At 49.1% G+C, this 13,325-nt stretch carries 25 protein-coding genes; all 25 read right to left on the bottom strand.

Annotated elements, in window-relative coordinates:
• Position 1 precedes the first annotated feature (1 nt).
• Genes secY through A3L04_RS03415 form a run of 25 tightly spaced genes read right to left on the bottom strand, consistent with a single transcriptional unit; the run spans position 2 to position 13,324 of the window.
• The gene (gene secY, locus A3L04_RS03535) at positions 2-1,408 is read right to left on the bottom strand and encodes a preprotein translocase subunit SecY (RefSeq protein WP_068579146.1); all 1,407 of its coding nucleotides are present in this window, start codon (positions 1,406-1,408) and stop codon (positions 2-4) included.
• 50 nt (positions 1,409-1,458) lie between these two features.
• Positions 1,459-1,902 (bottom strand): uL15m family ribosomal protein, encoded by a 444-nt coding sequence (locus A3L04_RS03530; protein WP_068323265.1) that lies wholly within the window; start codon positions 1,900-1,902, stop codon positions 1,459-1,461.
• A gap of 10 nt (positions 1,903-1,912) precedes the next feature.
• Complete coding sequence (locus A3L04_RS03525) at positions 1,913-2,380, bottom strand: 50S ribosomal protein L30 (protein WP_068323262.1); 468 nt, start codon at positions 2,378-2,380, stop codon at positions 1,913-1,915.
• An 11-nt stretch (positions 2,381-2,391) separates the two neighbouring features.
• Entirely contained in the window at positions 2,392-3,102 is a 711-nt protein-coding gene (rpsE, locus tag A3L04_RS03520; RefSeq protein ID WP_068323259.1) for a 30S ribosomal protein S5, read from the bottom strand.
• Positions 3,099-3,710: a 50S ribosomal protein L18 gene (locus A3L04_RS03515; protein WP_068579148.1), complete on the bottom strand. Its 612-nt coding sequence runs from the start codon at positions 3,708-3,710 to the stop codon at positions 3,099-3,101. Before A3L04_RS03515 ends, rpsE begins: the two co-directional genes overlap by 4 nt.
• A 10-nt stretch (positions 3,711-3,720) precedes the next feature.
• Positions 3,721-4,173, bottom strand: a complete 453-nt coding sequence (locus tag A3L04_RS03510) for a 50S ribosomal protein L19e (RefSeq protein ID WP_068579150.1) — start codon at positions 4,171-4,173, stop codon at positions 3,721-3,723.
• A gap of 9 nt (positions 4,174-4,182) precedes the next feature.
• Positions 4,183-4,575: a 50S ribosomal protein L32e gene (locus A3L04_RS03505; protein ID WP_068323251.1), complete on the bottom strand. Its 393-nt coding sequence runs from the start codon at positions 4,573-4,575 to the stop codon at positions 4,183-4,185.
• An 11-nt stretch (positions 4,576-4,586) separates the two neighbouring features.
• On the bottom strand, positions 4,587-5,141 hold the full coding sequence (locus A3L04_RS03500) for a 50S ribosomal protein L6 (RefSeq protein WP_068579152.1): 555 nt from the start codon (positions 5,139-5,141) through the stop codon (positions 4,587-4,589).
• Between the two features lie 10 nt (positions 5,142-5,151).
• Complete coding sequence (locus A3L04_RS03495) at positions 5,152-5,544, bottom strand: 30S ribosomal protein S8 (RefSeq protein WP_011012950.1); 393 nt, start codon at positions 5,542-5,544, stop codon at positions 5,152-5,154.
• An 11-nt stretch (positions 5,545-5,555) separates the two neighbouring features.
• Positions 5,556-5,726 carry a 30S ribosomal protein S14 gene (locus A3L04_RS03490; protein WP_010867449.1) on the bottom strand — a complete coding sequence of 57 codons (171 nt, stop codon included), beginning with the start codon at positions 5,724-5,726 and terminating at the stop codon, positions 5,556-5,558.
• Between the two features lie 3 nt (positions 5,727-5,729).
• Positions 5,730-6,290: a 50S ribosomal protein L5 gene (locus A3L04_RS03485; RefSeq protein WP_068579154.1), complete on the bottom strand. Its 561-nt coding sequence runs from the start codon at positions 6,288-6,290 to the stop codon at positions 5,730-5,732.
• Positions 6,291-6,300: 10 nt separating this feature from the next.
• A complete protein-coding gene (locus tag A3L04_RS03480; RefSeq protein WP_068579156.1) occupies positions 6,301-7,032 on the bottom strand; it encodes a 30S ribosomal protein S4e in 732 nt (243 codons plus the stop codon).
• Positions 7,032-7,397 carry a 50S ribosomal protein L24 gene (rplX, locus tag A3L04_RS03475; protein WP_068579160.1) on the bottom strand — a complete coding sequence of 122 codons (366 nt, stop codon included), beginning with the start codon at positions 7,395-7,397 and terminating at the stop codon, positions 7,032-7,034. Before rplX ends, A3L04_RS03480 begins: the two co-directional genes overlap by 1 nt.
• Before the next feature lie 10 nt (positions 7,398-7,407).
• Complete coding sequence (locus tag A3L04_RS03470) at positions 7,408-7,833, bottom strand: 50S ribosomal protein L14 (protein ID WP_014734786.1); 426 nt, start codon at positions 7,831-7,833, stop codon at positions 7,408-7,410.
• A 5-nt stretch (positions 7,834-7,838) separates the two neighbouring features.
• Positions 7,839-8,180, bottom strand: a complete 342-nt coding sequence (locus tag A3L04_RS03465; protein ID WP_068579162.1) for a 30S ribosomal protein S17 — start codon at positions 8,178-8,180, stop codon at positions 7,839-7,841.
• Positions 8,177-8,557, bottom strand: coding sequence for a ribonuclease P protein component 1 (gene rnp1, locus A3L04_RS03460; protein WP_157092450.1), 381 nt, complete (start codon positions 8,555-8,557; stop codon positions 8,177-8,179). The genes A3L04_RS03465 and rnp1 overlap by 4 nt, the downstream gene beginning before the upstream one ends.
• A complete protein-coding gene (gene yciH, locus A3L04_RS03455) occupies positions 8,443-8,742 on the bottom strand; it encodes a stress response translation initiation inhibitor YciH (RefSeq protein WP_010867456.1) in 300 nt (99 codons plus the stop codon). Before yciH ends, rnp1 begins: the two co-directional genes overlap by 115 nt.
• A gap of 9 nt (positions 8,743-8,751) precedes the next feature.
• The gene (gene rpmC, locus A3L04_RS03450) at positions 8,752-8,958 is read right to left on the bottom strand and encodes a 50S ribosomal protein L29 (protein ID WP_010867457.1); all 207 of its coding nucleotides are present in this window, start codon (positions 8,956-8,958) and stop codon (positions 8,752-8,754) included.
• The gene (locus tag A3L04_RS03445; RefSeq protein ID WP_068579163.1) at positions 8,945-9,577 is read right to left on the bottom strand and encodes a 30S ribosomal protein S3; all 633 of its coding nucleotides are present in this window, start codon (positions 9,575-9,577) and stop codon (positions 8,945-8,947) included. The genes rpmC and A3L04_RS03445 overlap by 14 nt, the downstream gene beginning before the upstream one ends.
• A gap of 4 nt (positions 9,578-9,581) precedes the next feature.
• Entirely contained in the window at positions 9,582-10,049 is a 468-nt protein-coding gene (gene rplV, locus A3L04_RS03440) for a 50S ribosomal protein L22 (protein ID WP_068579165.1), read from the bottom strand.
• 10 nt (positions 10,050-10,059) lie between these two features.
• Entirely contained in the window at positions 10,060-10,458 is a 399-nt protein-coding gene (rpsS, locus tag A3L04_RS03435; protein WP_068323233.1) for a 30S ribosomal protein S19, read from the bottom strand.
• A gap of 10 nt (positions 10,459-10,468) precedes the next feature.
• Positions 10,469-11,188, bottom strand: coding sequence for a 50S ribosomal protein L2 (locus A3L04_RS03430; RefSeq protein WP_068579167.1), 720 nt, complete (start codon positions 11,186-11,188; stop codon positions 10,469-10,471).
• Positions 11,189-11,199: 11 nt separating this feature from the next.
• A complete protein-coding gene (locus A3L04_RS03425) occupies positions 11,200-11,460 on the bottom strand; it encodes a 50S ribosomal protein L23 (RefSeq protein ID WP_014734794.1) in 261 nt (86 codons plus the stop codon).
• A gap of 6 nt (positions 11,461-11,466) precedes the next feature.
• Positions 11,467-12,234 carry a 50S ribosomal protein L4 gene (gene rpl4p / locus A3L04_RS03420; protein WP_068579168.1) on the bottom strand — a complete coding sequence of 256 codons (768 nt, stop codon included), beginning with the start codon at positions 12,232-12,234 and terminating at the stop codon, positions 11,467-11,469.
• 10 nt (positions 12,235-12,244) lie between these two features.
• On the bottom strand, positions 12,245-13,324 hold the full coding sequence (locus A3L04_RS03415; RefSeq protein WP_088859104.1) for a 50S ribosomal protein L3: 1,080 nt from the start codon (positions 13,322-13,324) through the stop codon (positions 12,245-12,247).
• Between the last annotated feature and the right edge of the window lies 1 nt (position 13,325).

The raw sequence follows: 13,325 nt of genomic DNA, 5'->3' as shown, positions 1-13,325 counted from the left end.
GTTAGGAAGTAAAGAACTTTCTTAGTGCTGGGAACATCTCGCTGATCTGCTCTCTGGCTATCTCCTCGTAGAACCTATAGATAATACCGACTGTTAGGAGTATTCCGGTTCCAGTTCCCAAAGCCCCCAGGAAGTCCGCGAGCACGGCTATTAGTGCCACAGTTAGTGAGCCCCAAAAAGTGACGTAAGGTATATACTTCTGCAATACTCTCTCAAGGGTCCTTGGATCTCTCCTGAACCCTGGGATCTGAAGACCTGCCCTCTGTAGCTGTCTTGCAATTGATTTCGCGTCAAGACCTGTAAGTTCAACCCACAGGAACCCAAATAGCAGGCTAAAAGCTACTGTCATTAACAGGTACACCAGTGCCCTTACTGGATTGTCTATCACAGTAAATATACTCCTTGGGGGTATTACATATAGAACGAAACCACTTATTGGATTACCCGTGTTAGGATCAAATGTCCCAAGCCAAGGATGTCCGTACCTATACAACAACCTAGCCCAGAGCTGAATGTTTGCATAGAGCGCGAATGTCAAGATTATTGGTATGTTGCTGACGTACAGGAACCTTATCGGATACCTTCCTCTAATCGTCACTCCCCTATACCCCAAGGGGATCTCAACGCGCATGCTCTCAAAGTACACGACTACAAGGAAGACTATTATCGTTGCTATAACTGCAAGCATGTCCGGTGCTGTTCCACCTCTGTAAATGGCCCCCCACAGATCTCCCTTTAGGATGTGCTGAATGAAGTATGGAATAGCACCAACAATAGCAGGCTTGCCCGTCAGCGGATCAACTATGTTTGGATCGGTCAGAGGATTAAGACTCCTCGTAAGTATCCTCTGAGAAACTCCAGCCGCTATAAATAGGCTTATACCGCTTCCAATACCCCACTTACTCACAAGCTCATCCAGGATTATTAACACAACACCACCCATTGCGAGCTGGAGAATCATGAGGACAGCTATAGCATGAGTGACATCTATTCCGACTCTACCGAAGGCCCCACCAAGCACCCAGATTGCCGCCTCAAAGAAGCACATGAACACCGAGAATACCCTCTGAAGCGCTTGGTAAAACCTTCTATCTTCTGGATCTGCAAGGTCGAGCTTTATTATTTCAGAACCAACTAACAGCTGAAGGATTATACCTGCCGTGACTATAGGCCCTATTCCCAGGGTCAGGAGAGAACCATTTCTACCAGCGAGGACCACTCTAAGGAACTGGAAGTAATCCTGTATCTGCTTTGGAATTCCATAAACAGGGATTTCAGCTAAAACGTAGTACAGTATTAGTGCAAGTCCCGTCCACATGAACTTCTCCTTTAATGGAACGTGTCTCTTTGGCCTTTCAACTTCTGGAAACCATTTCTCCAAGGCATAAACTATGTCCCTAGCCCCCATGGTCCAACACCATTGCCCTTTTATGAAAATTGTGCAAAAAATAAAGGAATTCAAACGAGAACGGCCTCTCCCCCTGCAGCCTTAATTTTCTCCTCAGCCTTGGGGGAGAAGGCCTTTGCCTTTATAATGAGAGGCCTAGTAAGCTTACCAGTACCCAAGACTTTATCGGCAAACTGAGTGGTATCAACGACTATTTTACCCTCCTCCTCATAGGCTATGCCCATCTGCATAAGCTCATCCAAGTGCTCGTCAATGAACTTGAGGTTCACAATCCTTACTTCCCTCTGAACCTCTGGAGGTCTTGAAAAGCCCCTCTTGCCTAGGTGGTCTGGAGCGTACTTAATCGTCCAAGTCCACTTGCTCTTGTTTCTCTTACCAGTACCGGCCATTCCTCTACCGCCCTTGCTTCCGCCGCCCCTGTGCTTCTTCTTACATCCCCATCCGTGAGTGTGACTGCCTCTAAGCTTCCTAACCTTCTTTCTCCTCCTAATCATCTCACCCACCTCAGAGCATTCTCTCAATGAGGTCGTTTATCTTCTCGCCTCTGTAGCCAAGGGCCCCTCCTTCCTTAAAGGAGCGCTTCTTGCTTCCCCTGAAGCCGCCTCTTGGCGGGTGCAGTCTGAAGACTGGCTTAAGGTTAGGGAGATCCTTGAGGCTCATCTCACCATTTACAACCTTCTGTGCAAACTCCTCTATCGTCATACCAAGCTTCTCCTTGACGTATTCATCTGTTACCGGCTTGTTTCCAATTAGCCTGCCCCTCTTTCTGATCAGCTTTGCAAGGGTTTCAGCATTTATCTCGCCCCACGTGATGTAGTCCTTGGCCTTCTGTAGCATGCCTAGATAGCTTGGAGTGTCATCGACGATGACACAGTGGTTAACCCTGTGAAGGCGAAGCATTGCGAGGGTATCCCTAACTGGCCTCTTAACGTTAACCCTACCCCTGATCCTTATTACTGCGAGCTTTGCCATCCCTGCTCACCTCACTCCAGGGTAAAGCTTGCGGGCATTGCCCTTCCAACGACTATTCCGTACCTCTCTATCATCTCAGGGGTTATGACGACCCTGTTCGTGTTGTAAAGGGCATTGAATACCGCCTTAGCGAAGTTGACTGTCGTTCTGGTCTCACCAAGGGTCTGGGACCACACGTCTTGAATGCCTGCGAGCCTCAGGATCTTCTTACCGACGTCACCTATGACGAGACCGAGACCTCTTGGTCCTGGGATGAGCTTAACCCTAACGCTACCTTCCTTACCCTCAACGGTAAATGGCACCGAGTGGGGCCTCCTGCACCTGCACTCCCAAGAGCCACAGCCCCTCTTGATCTCAATTATGTTGAGCTTTGCGTAGTTTATAGCCTTCCTTATTGCAATTCCAACTTCCCTACCGTGACCAATTCCAAGGCCAACGTAACCGTCCCTGTTTCCTACTGCAGCAAGAACCCTGAACCTGACCCTCCTACCGCTGTCGGTCATTCTAACCGTTAGAGCTATGTCGAGTATCTCCTGGTTCTCCCTTGCGTTTACCTCTGGAAGTAGCACATCAATTATCTCGGGCTCCTTTATCTGGTAACCCTTTCTGAATATCTCATGAATGTCAGTTATCTGACCCTCTTTAACGAGCATTCCAAGCTTGGTCTTTGGCTCCCACTCATCCAAAACCCTCTTTGCGTACTCCTTCCACTCCTGGCTCATTCTCTCGCCCCCTCACCTTCAAACTTCCCAATAATTCTCGCCTTTACCTCTTCAAAGTGCTCGGGGAGCTTCTCAGGATCCAAACCCTTCTCAAGGTAACCCCCAAACTGCCTCCTAAACCTCTCCTCATCCTGCTCCTTAAGCATCTTAGCATAGTTGGCAATGTGCTCTCCCCTTATCCTGTAGTCCTCAGGGAATATTTCTGGGCTGTGAGGAACGTTTAAACCAGCATCAACGGCTCCCTTGAGTACGGCAAATATTGAACTACCCCTAATAGGTGGGTGGAGGCCTATGTCAAGTATTGCTTCCTCAATTCCGGCCTTCTTTGCCTTGTAACCTATAAGCAGGCCCAAGAGGTAGGCCGAAGGGGTATTACCGCAGTGGCCCTTCCAGCCAAAGTCCCTTATTAGTTCCCTAGTGTGAGCTGAAACTAGTGTTCTATCTCCCTTGGGGTCGTAAACTATTATCTGAGCTATGTGGTGGTTGAGACTCTTCCTAACGACGAGCCTTGGCTTTCCAGATTTAAGTAGCTTGAGCCTCTTCCTGTAGTTTGTCTTACCCTCTCTCCTCCTCCTGAATGGAACCCTATACCTAGGACCGTGAGCCATTTCTCTCACCTCACTTCTTCAAAAGACCGCGCTCTTCAAGGAACAGGTACAACTGGTGCTTGCTCTTGAACTGTCCACCCTTGGCCCTGATGTAGAGCATCCTGTAAGTCTTCCTGTCTATCTTCTTCTGCTCCTTGAGCGTCCTGAGCTCCTTTCTGAGGGCCCTTATAGTCTTGATCCAGAGCTCCTTCTTACCCATCCTTGCCGTCTTCTTACCCTTCCTGCTTCCTGGGCCCCTGTGCCTTCCTTTCTTCTTCTGCTCATGCCTTATTCTTGCCCTGTATCTGCTCTGCCCTTTGACGGGCTTCTTCCTAATTACTCCCTCCTTAATGAGCCTCCTTATGTCTTCCCTAGTTATAGCTGAGGCTACATCATCAACTCTCTCGGGATCAATCCATATCCTGTTCTCGCCACATTTTAACAGCTCAGCCGCAATTCTCCTCTGCATCTTGAGGGTGTTCATGTTACCACCTCACAATCTTGGGTTTAGCACCTTAATTCCAAGCTCCTCGGCCCTCTTAAGTATCTCAATCCTCTTCTTCCTTCCAACGGTGTGGGCTATCCTTGCAGCCTGCCTCTTTGGATCAAGCTTTTCGAGTTCCTTAACGTTGTGGACGAGGACTTCCTCGTAGCCACTTGGGTGCAGTCCCCTAACGAGCCTTGGGGAGCTCCATCCAATGCTTGGTGATCTTGGCTTGCCCTTGAGCTTGAGCCTCATCTTGCTGTCTATGCCCTTGGGCCTCCTCCACTTGGGATCGTTCTTGAACTTGGGGTACCTCCACCACTCCTGCCTGAGGAACTTGGGCTTCTTCCTCTTGAGCCTCGCCCTCACACGGAGGAGCCTCTTAAACTCCTTCTCGTCCATTTATTCTCACCTCAGAATGTTATGGGCTTTCCAGCCTTCTCAACGATGTATATACCGTCCTGGAATACTCTCCTATCCCACTTGGTAATCCTAGTCGCCTGCTCAATGTTTGCCGCGGTCTGACCAACTGCTTCTTTGTCAATGCCCTCGACGATGATCTCCTGACCCTTAACCTTAACAGTGACCCCAGGAAGTATCTTAGCCTTCCTGGGAGCCTTCTCACCGAGGAAGTTCTCGATTATAACTTCGTCACCCTGAACCTTGACGGTGATCGGGAAGTGGCTGTAAACTACCTTAAGCTTGTACGTGAAGCCCTCTGTGACACCCTTGATCATGTTGTTTATGTGAGCCTTGAACGTTCTCACTATGGCTATATCCTTTCTCCTTGGGAAGTCTTTGTAGATTACCACCTTACCGTCCTCGGTGAATATCTGCACCCCTGGCCAGAAGAACTTCCTCTCAAGCTCTCCCTTGGGTCCTTTAACCTTTACAACGTTATCTTGAACCGTGACCTCGACACCCTCTGGTATTTCAACCTCTTCCCTAACCCATGCATCGACTGGCATTCCTCTCACCTCAGTAGACGTAAGCTATCAATCTCCCGCCAATTCCCTTCTCTATAGCCTCTTTGTGGCTCATAACTCCTTGGGATGTGGAAACGATGAGTATTCCAAACTCGAATGCTGGAAGGAATCTCTTCTCCCACTTCTCGAACTCCGAAACCTTCACTGGAAACCTTGGCTTTATTGCACCAGCCTTGTTTATCCTGCCAAGGAGCTGAACCCTGTAAACTCCAGCCCTTCCATCGTCAATGAACTCGAACTCGCCAATGTAGCCGTACTTCTGCATGACCCTAAGTACCTCGCCGATAAGCTTTGAGGCTGGCTTTATGTAGACCTCTCTCTTTCCGACCCTCTCGCTGTTGGTTATATGAGAGAGAGCGTTTGCCAAGGGGTCAAGTAGCGTCATCTTTTCTCACCTCACTCATACTTCCTGAAGCCAAGCTTTGGAGCTACCTCTCTAAAGCAGTGCCTACAGAGCATTAAACCATGAATCCTAATTATCGGGCCGTACTGGCCACACCTAATACATCTTCTCGCTCCCTTTCCAAACTTTCTCGGCTTCCTCTTATTATAGTCAGCCTTCGCCATGCATCATCCCTCCACAATCTCAACTCCAAACTCTTCCATCATGTAAACCATACCCTCTTCCTTCGTGAGCTTGTGCCTTGTGGGTATCTTAGCCCTCTTCCTCTTCCTCCTTGCGACCCTAAAGCCGGGCCTCTCTAGGGTAACGCAAACGTCCATACCGAAGATACCGATCTCAGGATCGTACTCAACCCCAGGGATGTTGATGTGCTCCTCTATACCAAAGCAGACGTTACCGTGCTCATCAAAGCTTGAAGCTTTAAGCTTGTTGTCAACGGCCGCAAGGAGCCTCTTGAGCATCTCATAGGCCTTTGGGCCTCTCAGGGTTACTTTGACGGCGATTGGTTCTCCCCTTCTAATTCCGAAGTCCCTGTTTGTCTTCTTGGCCTTCCTCCTTATTGGCTTCTGACCAACCAATTGCTCAAGCATCTTCTCGGCCTTTGTAAGCCTCTCACCGCTCTCTCCAACGCCTATGTTAATTGTGACTTTCGCAATCTTTGGCCTCCTCATTGGGTGAGCTTCCCAATCGGCAAGTATCTCTTCCCTGTTTGGAATAGTGATTGCCATTTATACCACCTCACGGAAGGGAGATCTTCGGCTTGTCCCTGCCAACGACGAATGCGTACTCCTTTAGGGTGTCGAAGAGCTCTCCCTCTTCATCTTCAATCGTAACTACATCTGGCCAGCCCATTGGGAACCTCTTTATGTCGACTATCTTACCCTTCCTTGCGACGTTCTTACCCTGGGTAACGAAGACATAGGCACCCTTTTCGAATGGGAGGACTTCAACGATTTCCCTCTCCGGAACTTTCATGAGGACCGTGTATGAGGTGAAGTAATTGTCCTTCTCGCTGAGCGGAATGAGATGGTTGGTTCCATCGTGGAAGTTCAGCTGTACCTTAGCCCCCTTAACCATCCTCTTGTTCCTAATTCTCAGTGGCTTGATGTTTGCCTCTTCCTCGCTTATTGGGTGGAGAATTAGCTTTCCAATCCTGTTTGGAAGAACCCTGTAGTGCTCACCGGTCTCTGGGATTGAGACTACATCCATAATTCCAACTGGAAACTTGTAGTCCTTCCTGACCCTACCATCAACAAGGAACTTGCCCTCGTTGAGTATCTTCCTGGCCTCTCTCGCGGTCTTAGCATAACCAAGGTAGTCCCTAACTATGTACAACAGTGGAATTGAAGTCCTCATGTTGTGTGGTCCTGGCCTTGGTCTAACTGCCCACTTGTAGGCTTTCCTCTCTATATACCATGATGGAGGAGCAGCAAGTCTCTTAAGGTGCCTCTTAGGTCCTTTTCTCGCCATTATCCAGCCCTCCTCTCAATTATTTTCTTCCTCTTCTCATCGTCAAGATTGAGCTCGATAATCATAACGTTCGAGGGGTGAATTGGGTAGAATACCTCGGTTCCGTTAGTCTTCCTTAGGGTTGCACCCTCAACGTAGATCCTGTACCTCTTTAGATCGACTTCAACAACCTTCCCCTCGTGTCCCTTGAAGTCCCCTCTCATTATCCTGACCTTATCGCCCACCCTAACAGGGAGATTCCTAACCTTGTACTTCTCTCTAAGCTCCCTGCTAAGGAGGGCAGACATTATCTTCTGCCTAAGATGGAGAGGAGCGTTATATAGAAACTTCCTCTGCTTCCTGGGTTGCTTTGAATTTAACCTCATCATGCTCACCTCACACAATTATGCTCGCAATGCTACCAATTCTAACCCATCTCTCGGCAGCTTCCCTAGCTACTGGACCTCTAATCTCGGTTCCCCTTGGAACCCCTTCGGGGGTTACAATTACAGCGGCGTTGTCCTCGAACTTGACCCTCATGCCGTCAAGCCTTCTATACTCCTTTCTCTGCCTAATTATCACGGCCCTAACTACCTGGTGCCTCATGTCGGGCCTTCCCTTCTTCACCGTTGCAACAACCATGTCACCGACTCCAGCTGAGGCAAGCCTCCTCCTAGTTCCGTGGTACTCAACGACACCAATTATCTGGATAACCTTAGCACCACTGTTGTCAGCAACCGTAAGGTAAGCGCCAATTGGAAGGGCCCTAGTTGGTCTGACGGGGCTCACACCTCTAGTTGCACCAGCACCCTTCTTTGCCATCTACGTCACCTCCTCTTCTCCGCCCTCTCGAGAACTGCCACGACTACGAAGTGCTTCGTCTTGCTTAGGGGCCTCGTCTCAGCAATCAATACTCTATCCCCAACCTTTGCGTTGATGCACGGTGGGTTGTGAGCGTGAATTCTGCTTCTCCTTAGCTCATATCTCTCGTACTTTTTCAGGTAGTGGTAGTACTGTCTCTCAACGGTGACGGTTTTCCTTGGCTTGTCACTAACCACGATGCCCTCGAATACTCTACCGTGGATCTTGAGGTGTCCATGCCAGGGACACTTGGGATCGTCACACTTCTCAGCGGGAGGTTGAACCCTCAAGCCTATGTCTCTCATCATTTTCTCCACCTCTTCTTTAATCTCATCTCAGGTCTGCCCACCAATCTTTCCCCAGGTATTTTAATTTTTGTCCCATCTTCAGTCTCAAATTCAAAGATGCAAATATCCTTGGGAACTCTCCAAACTTTCTCCCCCACTATCACGAGGGTGTTCCTTGTCTCATCGACGACGTAACCTTCAATCCCCACGAACCCAGGATGCGTAGAGCCCACTACCCTAACCCTGAGGCCTATGAGCTCGTGCCAGATTATGTTCTTTCTGTTTACTCGACCTCTATGAGATCCTCGGAAAATCCAAGTTCTGCCAATAATTTCTTGATACGGTCCCTGTGATCCCCCTGAAGCTCTATCCTTCCGTTCTTTGCCGTTCCTCCGCATGCCAGCTTCGCCTTCAGCTTCTTTGCGATCTCCTCAAGGTCAAACTCCTTCTCATCTATGCCCTCTATGATGGTCTTGATTTTTCCGTACCTTGCTCTCTCCGTGTAAACTCGAATTCTCTGCTGCTCCTTAAGGACCTCCTTAAAGAGCATCTCATCCAGTGGGTTTACTATCCTCGGCACCAAACACCACCTTCACTTTTTGCGCATTTCCCTAAGCTTCTCCCTCTTTATGGTAAGGAGGCGGGCAATATCCCTTCTCAAATTCCTAATAACCATCGGATTTTCAAGGGAAGTACCCATAGTGAGCATTCCCCTCTCCTTAGCGAGCTGGAGCCTCAGCTCTCTAATTTTAGCATCTATCTCCTCTATGCTCATCTCCCTGATTTCACTGGGCTTCACTTTCGGTCACCTCCTCCTCTACAGGCTTCTCGAGGATCTCAATTTCATCCGGAAGCCTAGCATCTGGAGGCATTATTGCGACCTTAACACCAATTACACCGAGCTTAAGTAAGGCCTGTGCATAGCCCTTGCTTACGAGAGTTTCAGCTGGGTTTCCAACCTTTGCGAGGTAGCCCTGGTAGAATCTAACGCTCTTAGCTCTCTCACCAGTAAGCTTTCCACTAAGTCTTATCTCAACTCCCCTAGCTCCATTGTTCATTATAGCTCTCATAGCAGCGTAAGCGGCTCTCCTGAAGTGGATACCCCTCTCAAGGGCCTGAGCAAGCCTTACTGCCTGAACCTTAGCGTTGAGGTATGGATTCTTGATCTCCTCGACCTCTATTTGCGGGTTCTCGAGGCCAAACTGAGTCTCAAGTATCCTAGTGAGCTGCCTTATTCTCCTTCCACCCCTTCCAATGACGTAACCAGGGTTTGCAGCGAATATTATCACCTTGGTTCCAAGGGGGGTCTTCTTAATGTCAAGCCCTCCGTAACCTGCCCTTCTGAGTTCCTTCTCAAGGAATTCATCGATGAGCATTTCCTTAACGGCCTCGCGAATGAAGTACCTCTCAATTGCCATGAGCTCACCTCCTAATCTCCTCAACAACTACCTCTATGTGAGTTGTCTGCTCGTTAAACGGTGTGGCCCTTCCAAAAGCCCTCGGATACCATCCCCTGAGTACGGGTCCCTTGTGAGCTACTATGTGTATTATTCTCAGCTTGTCAGGGTCAAGACCCTTCTGCTCTGCGTTGTTCCTCGCGTTGAGGAGAATCTTCTTTATTGCCTTGGCAACCTTAACTGGGTACCTTCCTGGGCCGAAGCCCTTTCCTGGCTTGTGGCCCTGGCTGTCATTATACCTCCTCAGCGGAACGGGCCTCTTTAGGGCAATTACATCATCAAGGTACCTCAGGGCATCATTGAGCATCATTCCCCTAAGCTCCCTGCAGACTTCAACGGCAAGCTTTGGTGATATCCTAAGGTCTCTACCGCTTGCCCTTGCCATTCTCTCGGGATCATAATTTTGGAAAGAGTAGCCAAAGCGCTTTGCCATTTAAACCACCTCACTTGACGGCAACGAACATTGATGACCTCGTAGCACCGATACCAGGTGCTCCGTGCTGTACCCTCTTCCTAGTTGGAGCGAACTCCCCAAGATAGTGCCCTATCATCTCCGGCTTAATTTCCACTGGAACAAACTCCTTACCGTTGTGGACGTAGATCGTCATTCCGACCATTTCTGGAAGGATTATCATGTCCCTGCAGTGAGTCCTTATGGGCTTGTTGTACTTGCCCTTCTTAGCAAGTCTTATCTTTCTGAGGAGCTTCTTCTGCTCTGGGGTAAGGCCTCTCTTTAGACTTCTTCTCTGCCTTGCGGGGAGTAGCTTAGCTAACTCCTCAAGGGACATGTTCAACAACTGTTCGAGAGTATAACCGCGATACCTAAACTCCTTCCTCGCCATTTACACCACCTCACTTCCTCCTACCAGTTCTCCTCGCAGCGATATGACCAACCTTCCTTCCTGGAGGAGCCCTCCTTGAGGTCGTGGTTGGCTTACCTGGGTGGTGCTCCTTACCACCGAATGGGTGGTTGACCGCGTTCATCTTAACACCTCTTGGCGTTGGCCAGAACTTGTTTCTTGCCTTGTACTTGTAGTAGGCCTTACCAGCCTTAACTAAGGGCTTCTCAAGCCTACCTCCACCGGCAACGACACCAATTGTTGCCCTACAGTTTGGATCAAACGCCTTGAGCTCACCGCTAGGTAGCTGAACTATAACCTTGTCCTTTTCCCTTGAAACAACTAAAGCATAAGTCCCTCCAGCTCTCACGTACTTTCCTCCGTCCCCAGGAACACCCTCAATGTTGTAGACGTAAGTTCCCTCAGGTATCTTTGAGAGTGGTAGGGTGTTGCCGATTGCAACCGGAGCCTCCGGCCCAATGTATACCTCCTGACCAACGAGCAGCCCTTCAGGGGCAATGATAAGCTTCTCCATTCCATTTTCGAACTTAACCCTTGCAACTGGTGCAGTCCTACCTGGATCGTGCATTATCTCCTCAACTACTCCCCTAAGGGTTTTCTCCTGGGTGTAGTTCAGGGGGATGTACTTTACAGCACCCCTAAACCTGTGGGAAGGTGACTTGAAAGTGGGACTTCCTTTACCTCTCCTTTGCTGGATTAGACTCTTACCCATAACTCACCACCTCAGAATAATCCTAACCTTGCGGCAACTTCACTCGCGCTGTACTCGGGCTTGAGCTTAACATACGCCTTCTTCTCACCCTTAGGCGTTATAAGGGTGTTCACCTTCTCAACTTTCACATTGAATATCTCCTCAACGGCTCTTTTGATATCCTGCTTTGTAGCCCTTCTGTCCACTATGAAGGTGAGCTTGTTCTCCTTCTCTATTAGTGAAATCGCCTTTTCCGTGACTACGGGCCTAATTATAACCTTGTACGGATCCATACCTCATCACCCGTATATCTCCCTAAGCCTCTCTATAGCACTAACGGTCCAAACTGTTAACCTTCCGGGGTGAGTTCCAGGGGCCAGGTGCTCCACACCCAAGTTGTCAACGACAACAACATCAACTCCCGGGTGATTTCTTGCTCCAAGGACTATTCCTTCATTCTTCCCAACGACGATGAGTGGGCCCTTAGCCTTCTTGTACCTCCTACCCCTCATCTTACCCTTCCCAGCCCTAACTCCGCTCTTCTCCTTAGCCCTCTCGATGTCGTCCCAGATGCCGAGCTTCTTGAATATCTCTCTTGTCTCCCTTGTCTTCTGGATCTTCTGAAGGTCATCAACCACTATAAGTGGGAGCTGAGGAACGTTATCAACAACGTGTCCTCTCGCCTTAACGATGTCATAGTTAGCGGTTGCAGCTATGGCACTCATTATTGCCAACCTTCTCTCCTTCTTGTTGATGTCCTCCCAGATTATCTTCTCGACCTTCGGTGGGTGGGTCCTCCTTCCACCCCTAGCGAATGGAACGAATGCAGCATACCTCGGTGGTGTCTTGAGCCTCTCAACCCTCGCCATTCCGTGGCCCTTTCCTATGTTCTCGGTGACCCTTCTCTTACCTGCCATTGGATCTCTACCCTGGGGCTGTATTCTGTGGGTCCATGAAGCTATGACAGCCCTCCTTATAAGGTCGGGCCTAAATGGAGTGAAGAACACCCTAGGTAACTCGATCTCATCAACGGGTTGACCGTTAAGGTCGAAAACCTTAACCTTCATTTATCTCACCTCACTGCTTTGACTCAACACTAACATAAGTGATTTGTGGCCTCTGAACAGGAGGCTTCTTCTTTGGAGGTCTTATAGCGGGCCTAACCCTAATTATTCTCTTGACGGGCCCAGGAACACTGCCAGCAATCATCATGAAGTCGCTCCTCACGATTCCATAGTGTGGGAAGCCACCCTTCGGGGTAATCTCGATCTCGTTTCCATTCAAGTTAAGCTTGCCGTTCTCACCTATCGCAATTAACCTCTTATTGAGTTCAGTCCTGTGGTGGAATCCTGTCTGACCTGCCATTGGAACTGTCCACATTACCCTAGCCGGGTGCCATGGACCAATTGAACCTACCTTTCTCCTACCCTTGCTGTCCTTGTGGGCTCTAAGCTTAATTCCCCACCTCTTAACTGGCCCTTGGGTTCCCTTACCCTTTGTGACTGCGATTACATCGAGGAGTTCTCCCTCTTTAAGAACCTCACTAACCCTAAGCTCCTTTCCGAGCCTCTCCTTTATGTAGTTGAACTTCTCCTCAACGCTAGTTCCACCAATGGCGTACTCCATGACTTCAGGTTTCTTCTTGAGCTTAATTATCCATGGTTGGGTGCTTACGAGGGCCCTAACCTCAACTATCTCCCCTTCCTTTATCATGTCCTCAAGCTGGCCGAGCTTCTGCTCAAAGACTTCTTGAGTATAGTTCTTTGGTAGGGTTGCAATTCTCCTCTCGAGGAGCTTGTAGAATGTAATGTCCTTAGCCTTCTTGCTTGGGTAGTTGTCGAGTGGGAAGTCTGGGATTATTACCTCGGTTGCAGTTTCAAAGCCAAGATAGCCCTGCCTGTAGGCTCTAATTCCAAAGATCCTTAGGGGTGGAGTTTCAATTATTGTTACTGGCACGAAGATCTCCTTTCCGTTTGTGAGCCCCGGTTCGTCGTCAATCATTAATATGTGCGTCATTCCAGCCTTGTACCCTGCAAAGCCAAGCATCCTAACCTCTGTCTCCTTAGGCCAACTCCTAATTCTTGGGACTATGCTTTTAGCCCTCTTTCTTGGGCTGAATCCAAGTGAACCCTTCCTTGGTCTGTGAACCTTACCCATT

It is taken from the genome of Thermococcus chitonophagus (assembly GCF_002214605.1).
Classification (GTDB): domain Archaea; phylum Methanobacteriota_B; class Thermococci; order Thermococcales; family Thermococcaceae; genus Pyrococcus; species Pyrococcus chitonophagus.
This window is presented reverse-complemented; position numbering and strand designations above follow the sequence as displayed.

What these genes read in the sequence shown, in the direction of transcription:
- secY (WP_068579146.1), bottom strand. Translation starts at nt 1,408, where the DNA reads ATGGGGGCTAGGGACATAGTTTATGCCTTGGAGAAATGGTTTCCAGAA.
- A3L04_RS03530 (WP_068323265.1), bottom strand. Translation starts at nt 1,902, where the DNA reads ATGATTAGGAGGAGAAAGAAGGTTAGGAAGCTTAGAGGCAGTCACACT.
- A3L04_RS03525 (WP_068323262.1), bottom strand. Translation starts at nt 2,380, where the DNA reads ATGGCAAAGCTCGCAGTAATAAGGATCAGGGGTAGGGTTAACGTTAAG.
- rpsE (WP_068323259.1), bottom strand. Translation starts at nt 3,102, where the DNA reads ATGAGCCAGGAGTGGAAGGAGTACGCAAAGAGGGTTTTGGATGAGTGG.
- A3L04_RS03515 (WP_068579148.1), bottom strand. Translation starts at nt 3,710, where the DNA reads ATGGCTCACGGTCCTAGGTATAGGGTTCCATTCAGGAGGAGGAGAGAG.
- A3L04_RS03510 (WP_068579150.1), bottom strand. Translation starts at nt 4,173, where the DNA reads ATGAACACCCTCAAGATGCAGAGGAGAATTGCGGCTGAGCTGTTAAAA.
- A3L04_RS03505 (WP_068323251.1), bottom strand. Translation starts at nt 4,575, where the DNA reads ATGGACGAGAAGGAGTTTAAGAGGCTCCTCCGTGTGAGGGCGAGGCTC.
- A3L04_RS03500 (WP_068579152.1), bottom strand. Translation starts at nt 5,141, where the DNA reads ATGCCAGTCGATGCATGGGTTAGGGAAGAGGTTGAAATACCAGAGGGT.
- A3L04_RS03495 (WP_011012950.1), bottom strand. Translation starts at nt 5,544, where the DNA reads ATGACGCTACTTGACCCCTTGGCAAACGCTCTCTCTCATATAACCAAC.
- A3L04_RS03490 (WP_010867449.1), bottom strand. Translation starts at nt 5,726, where the DNA reads ATGGCGAAGGCTGACTATAATAAGAGGAAGCCGAGAAAGTTTGGAAAG.
- A3L04_RS03485 (WP_068579154.1), bottom strand. Translation starts at nt 6,290, where the DNA reads ATGGCAATCACTATTCCAAACAGGGAAGAGATACTTGCCGATTGGGAA.
- A3L04_RS03480 (WP_068579156.1), bottom strand. Translation starts at nt 7,032, where the DNA reads ATGGCGAGAAAAGGACCTAAGAGGCACCTTAAGAGACTTGCTGCTCCT.
- rplX (WP_068579160.1), bottom strand. Translation starts at nt 7,397, where the DNA reads ATGAGGTTAAATTCAAAGCAACCCAGGAAGCAGAGGAAGTTTCTATAT.
- A3L04_RS03470 (WP_014734786.1), bottom strand. Translation starts at nt 7,833, where the DNA reads ATGGCAAAGAAGGGTGCTGGTGCAACTAGAGGTGTGAGCCCCGTCAGA.
- A3L04_RS03465 (WP_068579162.1), bottom strand. Translation starts at nt 8,180, where the DNA reads ATGATGAGAGACATAGGCTTGAGGGTTCAACCTCCCGCTGAGAAGTGT.
- rnp1 (WP_157092450.1), bottom strand. Translation starts at nt 8,557, where the DNA reads ATGCGGAGGAACGGCAAAGAACGGAAGGATAGAGCTTCAGGGGGATCA.
- A3L04_RS03445 (WP_068579163.1), bottom strand. Translation starts at nt 9,577, where the DNA reads ATGGCAATTGAGAGGTACTTCATTCGCGAGGCCGTTAAGGAAATGCTC.
- rplV (WP_068579165.1), bottom strand. Translation starts at nt 10,049, where the DNA reads ATGGCAAAGCGCTTTGGCTACTCTTTCCAAAATTATGATCCCGAGAGA.
- rpsS (WP_068323233.1), bottom strand. Translation starts at nt 10,458, where the DNA reads ATGGCGAGGAAGGAGTTTAGGTATCGCGGTTATACTCTCGAACAGTTG.
- A3L04_RS03430 (WP_068579167.1), bottom strand. Translation starts at nt 11,188, where the DNA reads ATGGGTAAGAGTCTAATCCAGCAAAGGAGAGGTAAAGGAAGTCCCACT.
- A3L04_RS03425 (WP_014734794.1), bottom strand. Translation starts at nt 11,460, where the DNA reads ATGGATCCGTACAAGGTTATAATTAGGCCCGTAGTCACGGAAAAGGCG.
- rpl4p (WP_068579168.1), bottom strand. Translation starts at nt 12,234, where the DNA reads ATGAAGGTTAAGGTTTTCGACCTTAACGGTCAACCCGTTGATGAGATC.
- A3L04_RS03415 (WP_088859104.1), bottom strand. Translation starts at nt 13,324, where the DNA reads ATGGGTAAGGTTCACAGACCAAGGAAGGGTTCACTTGGATTCAGCCCA.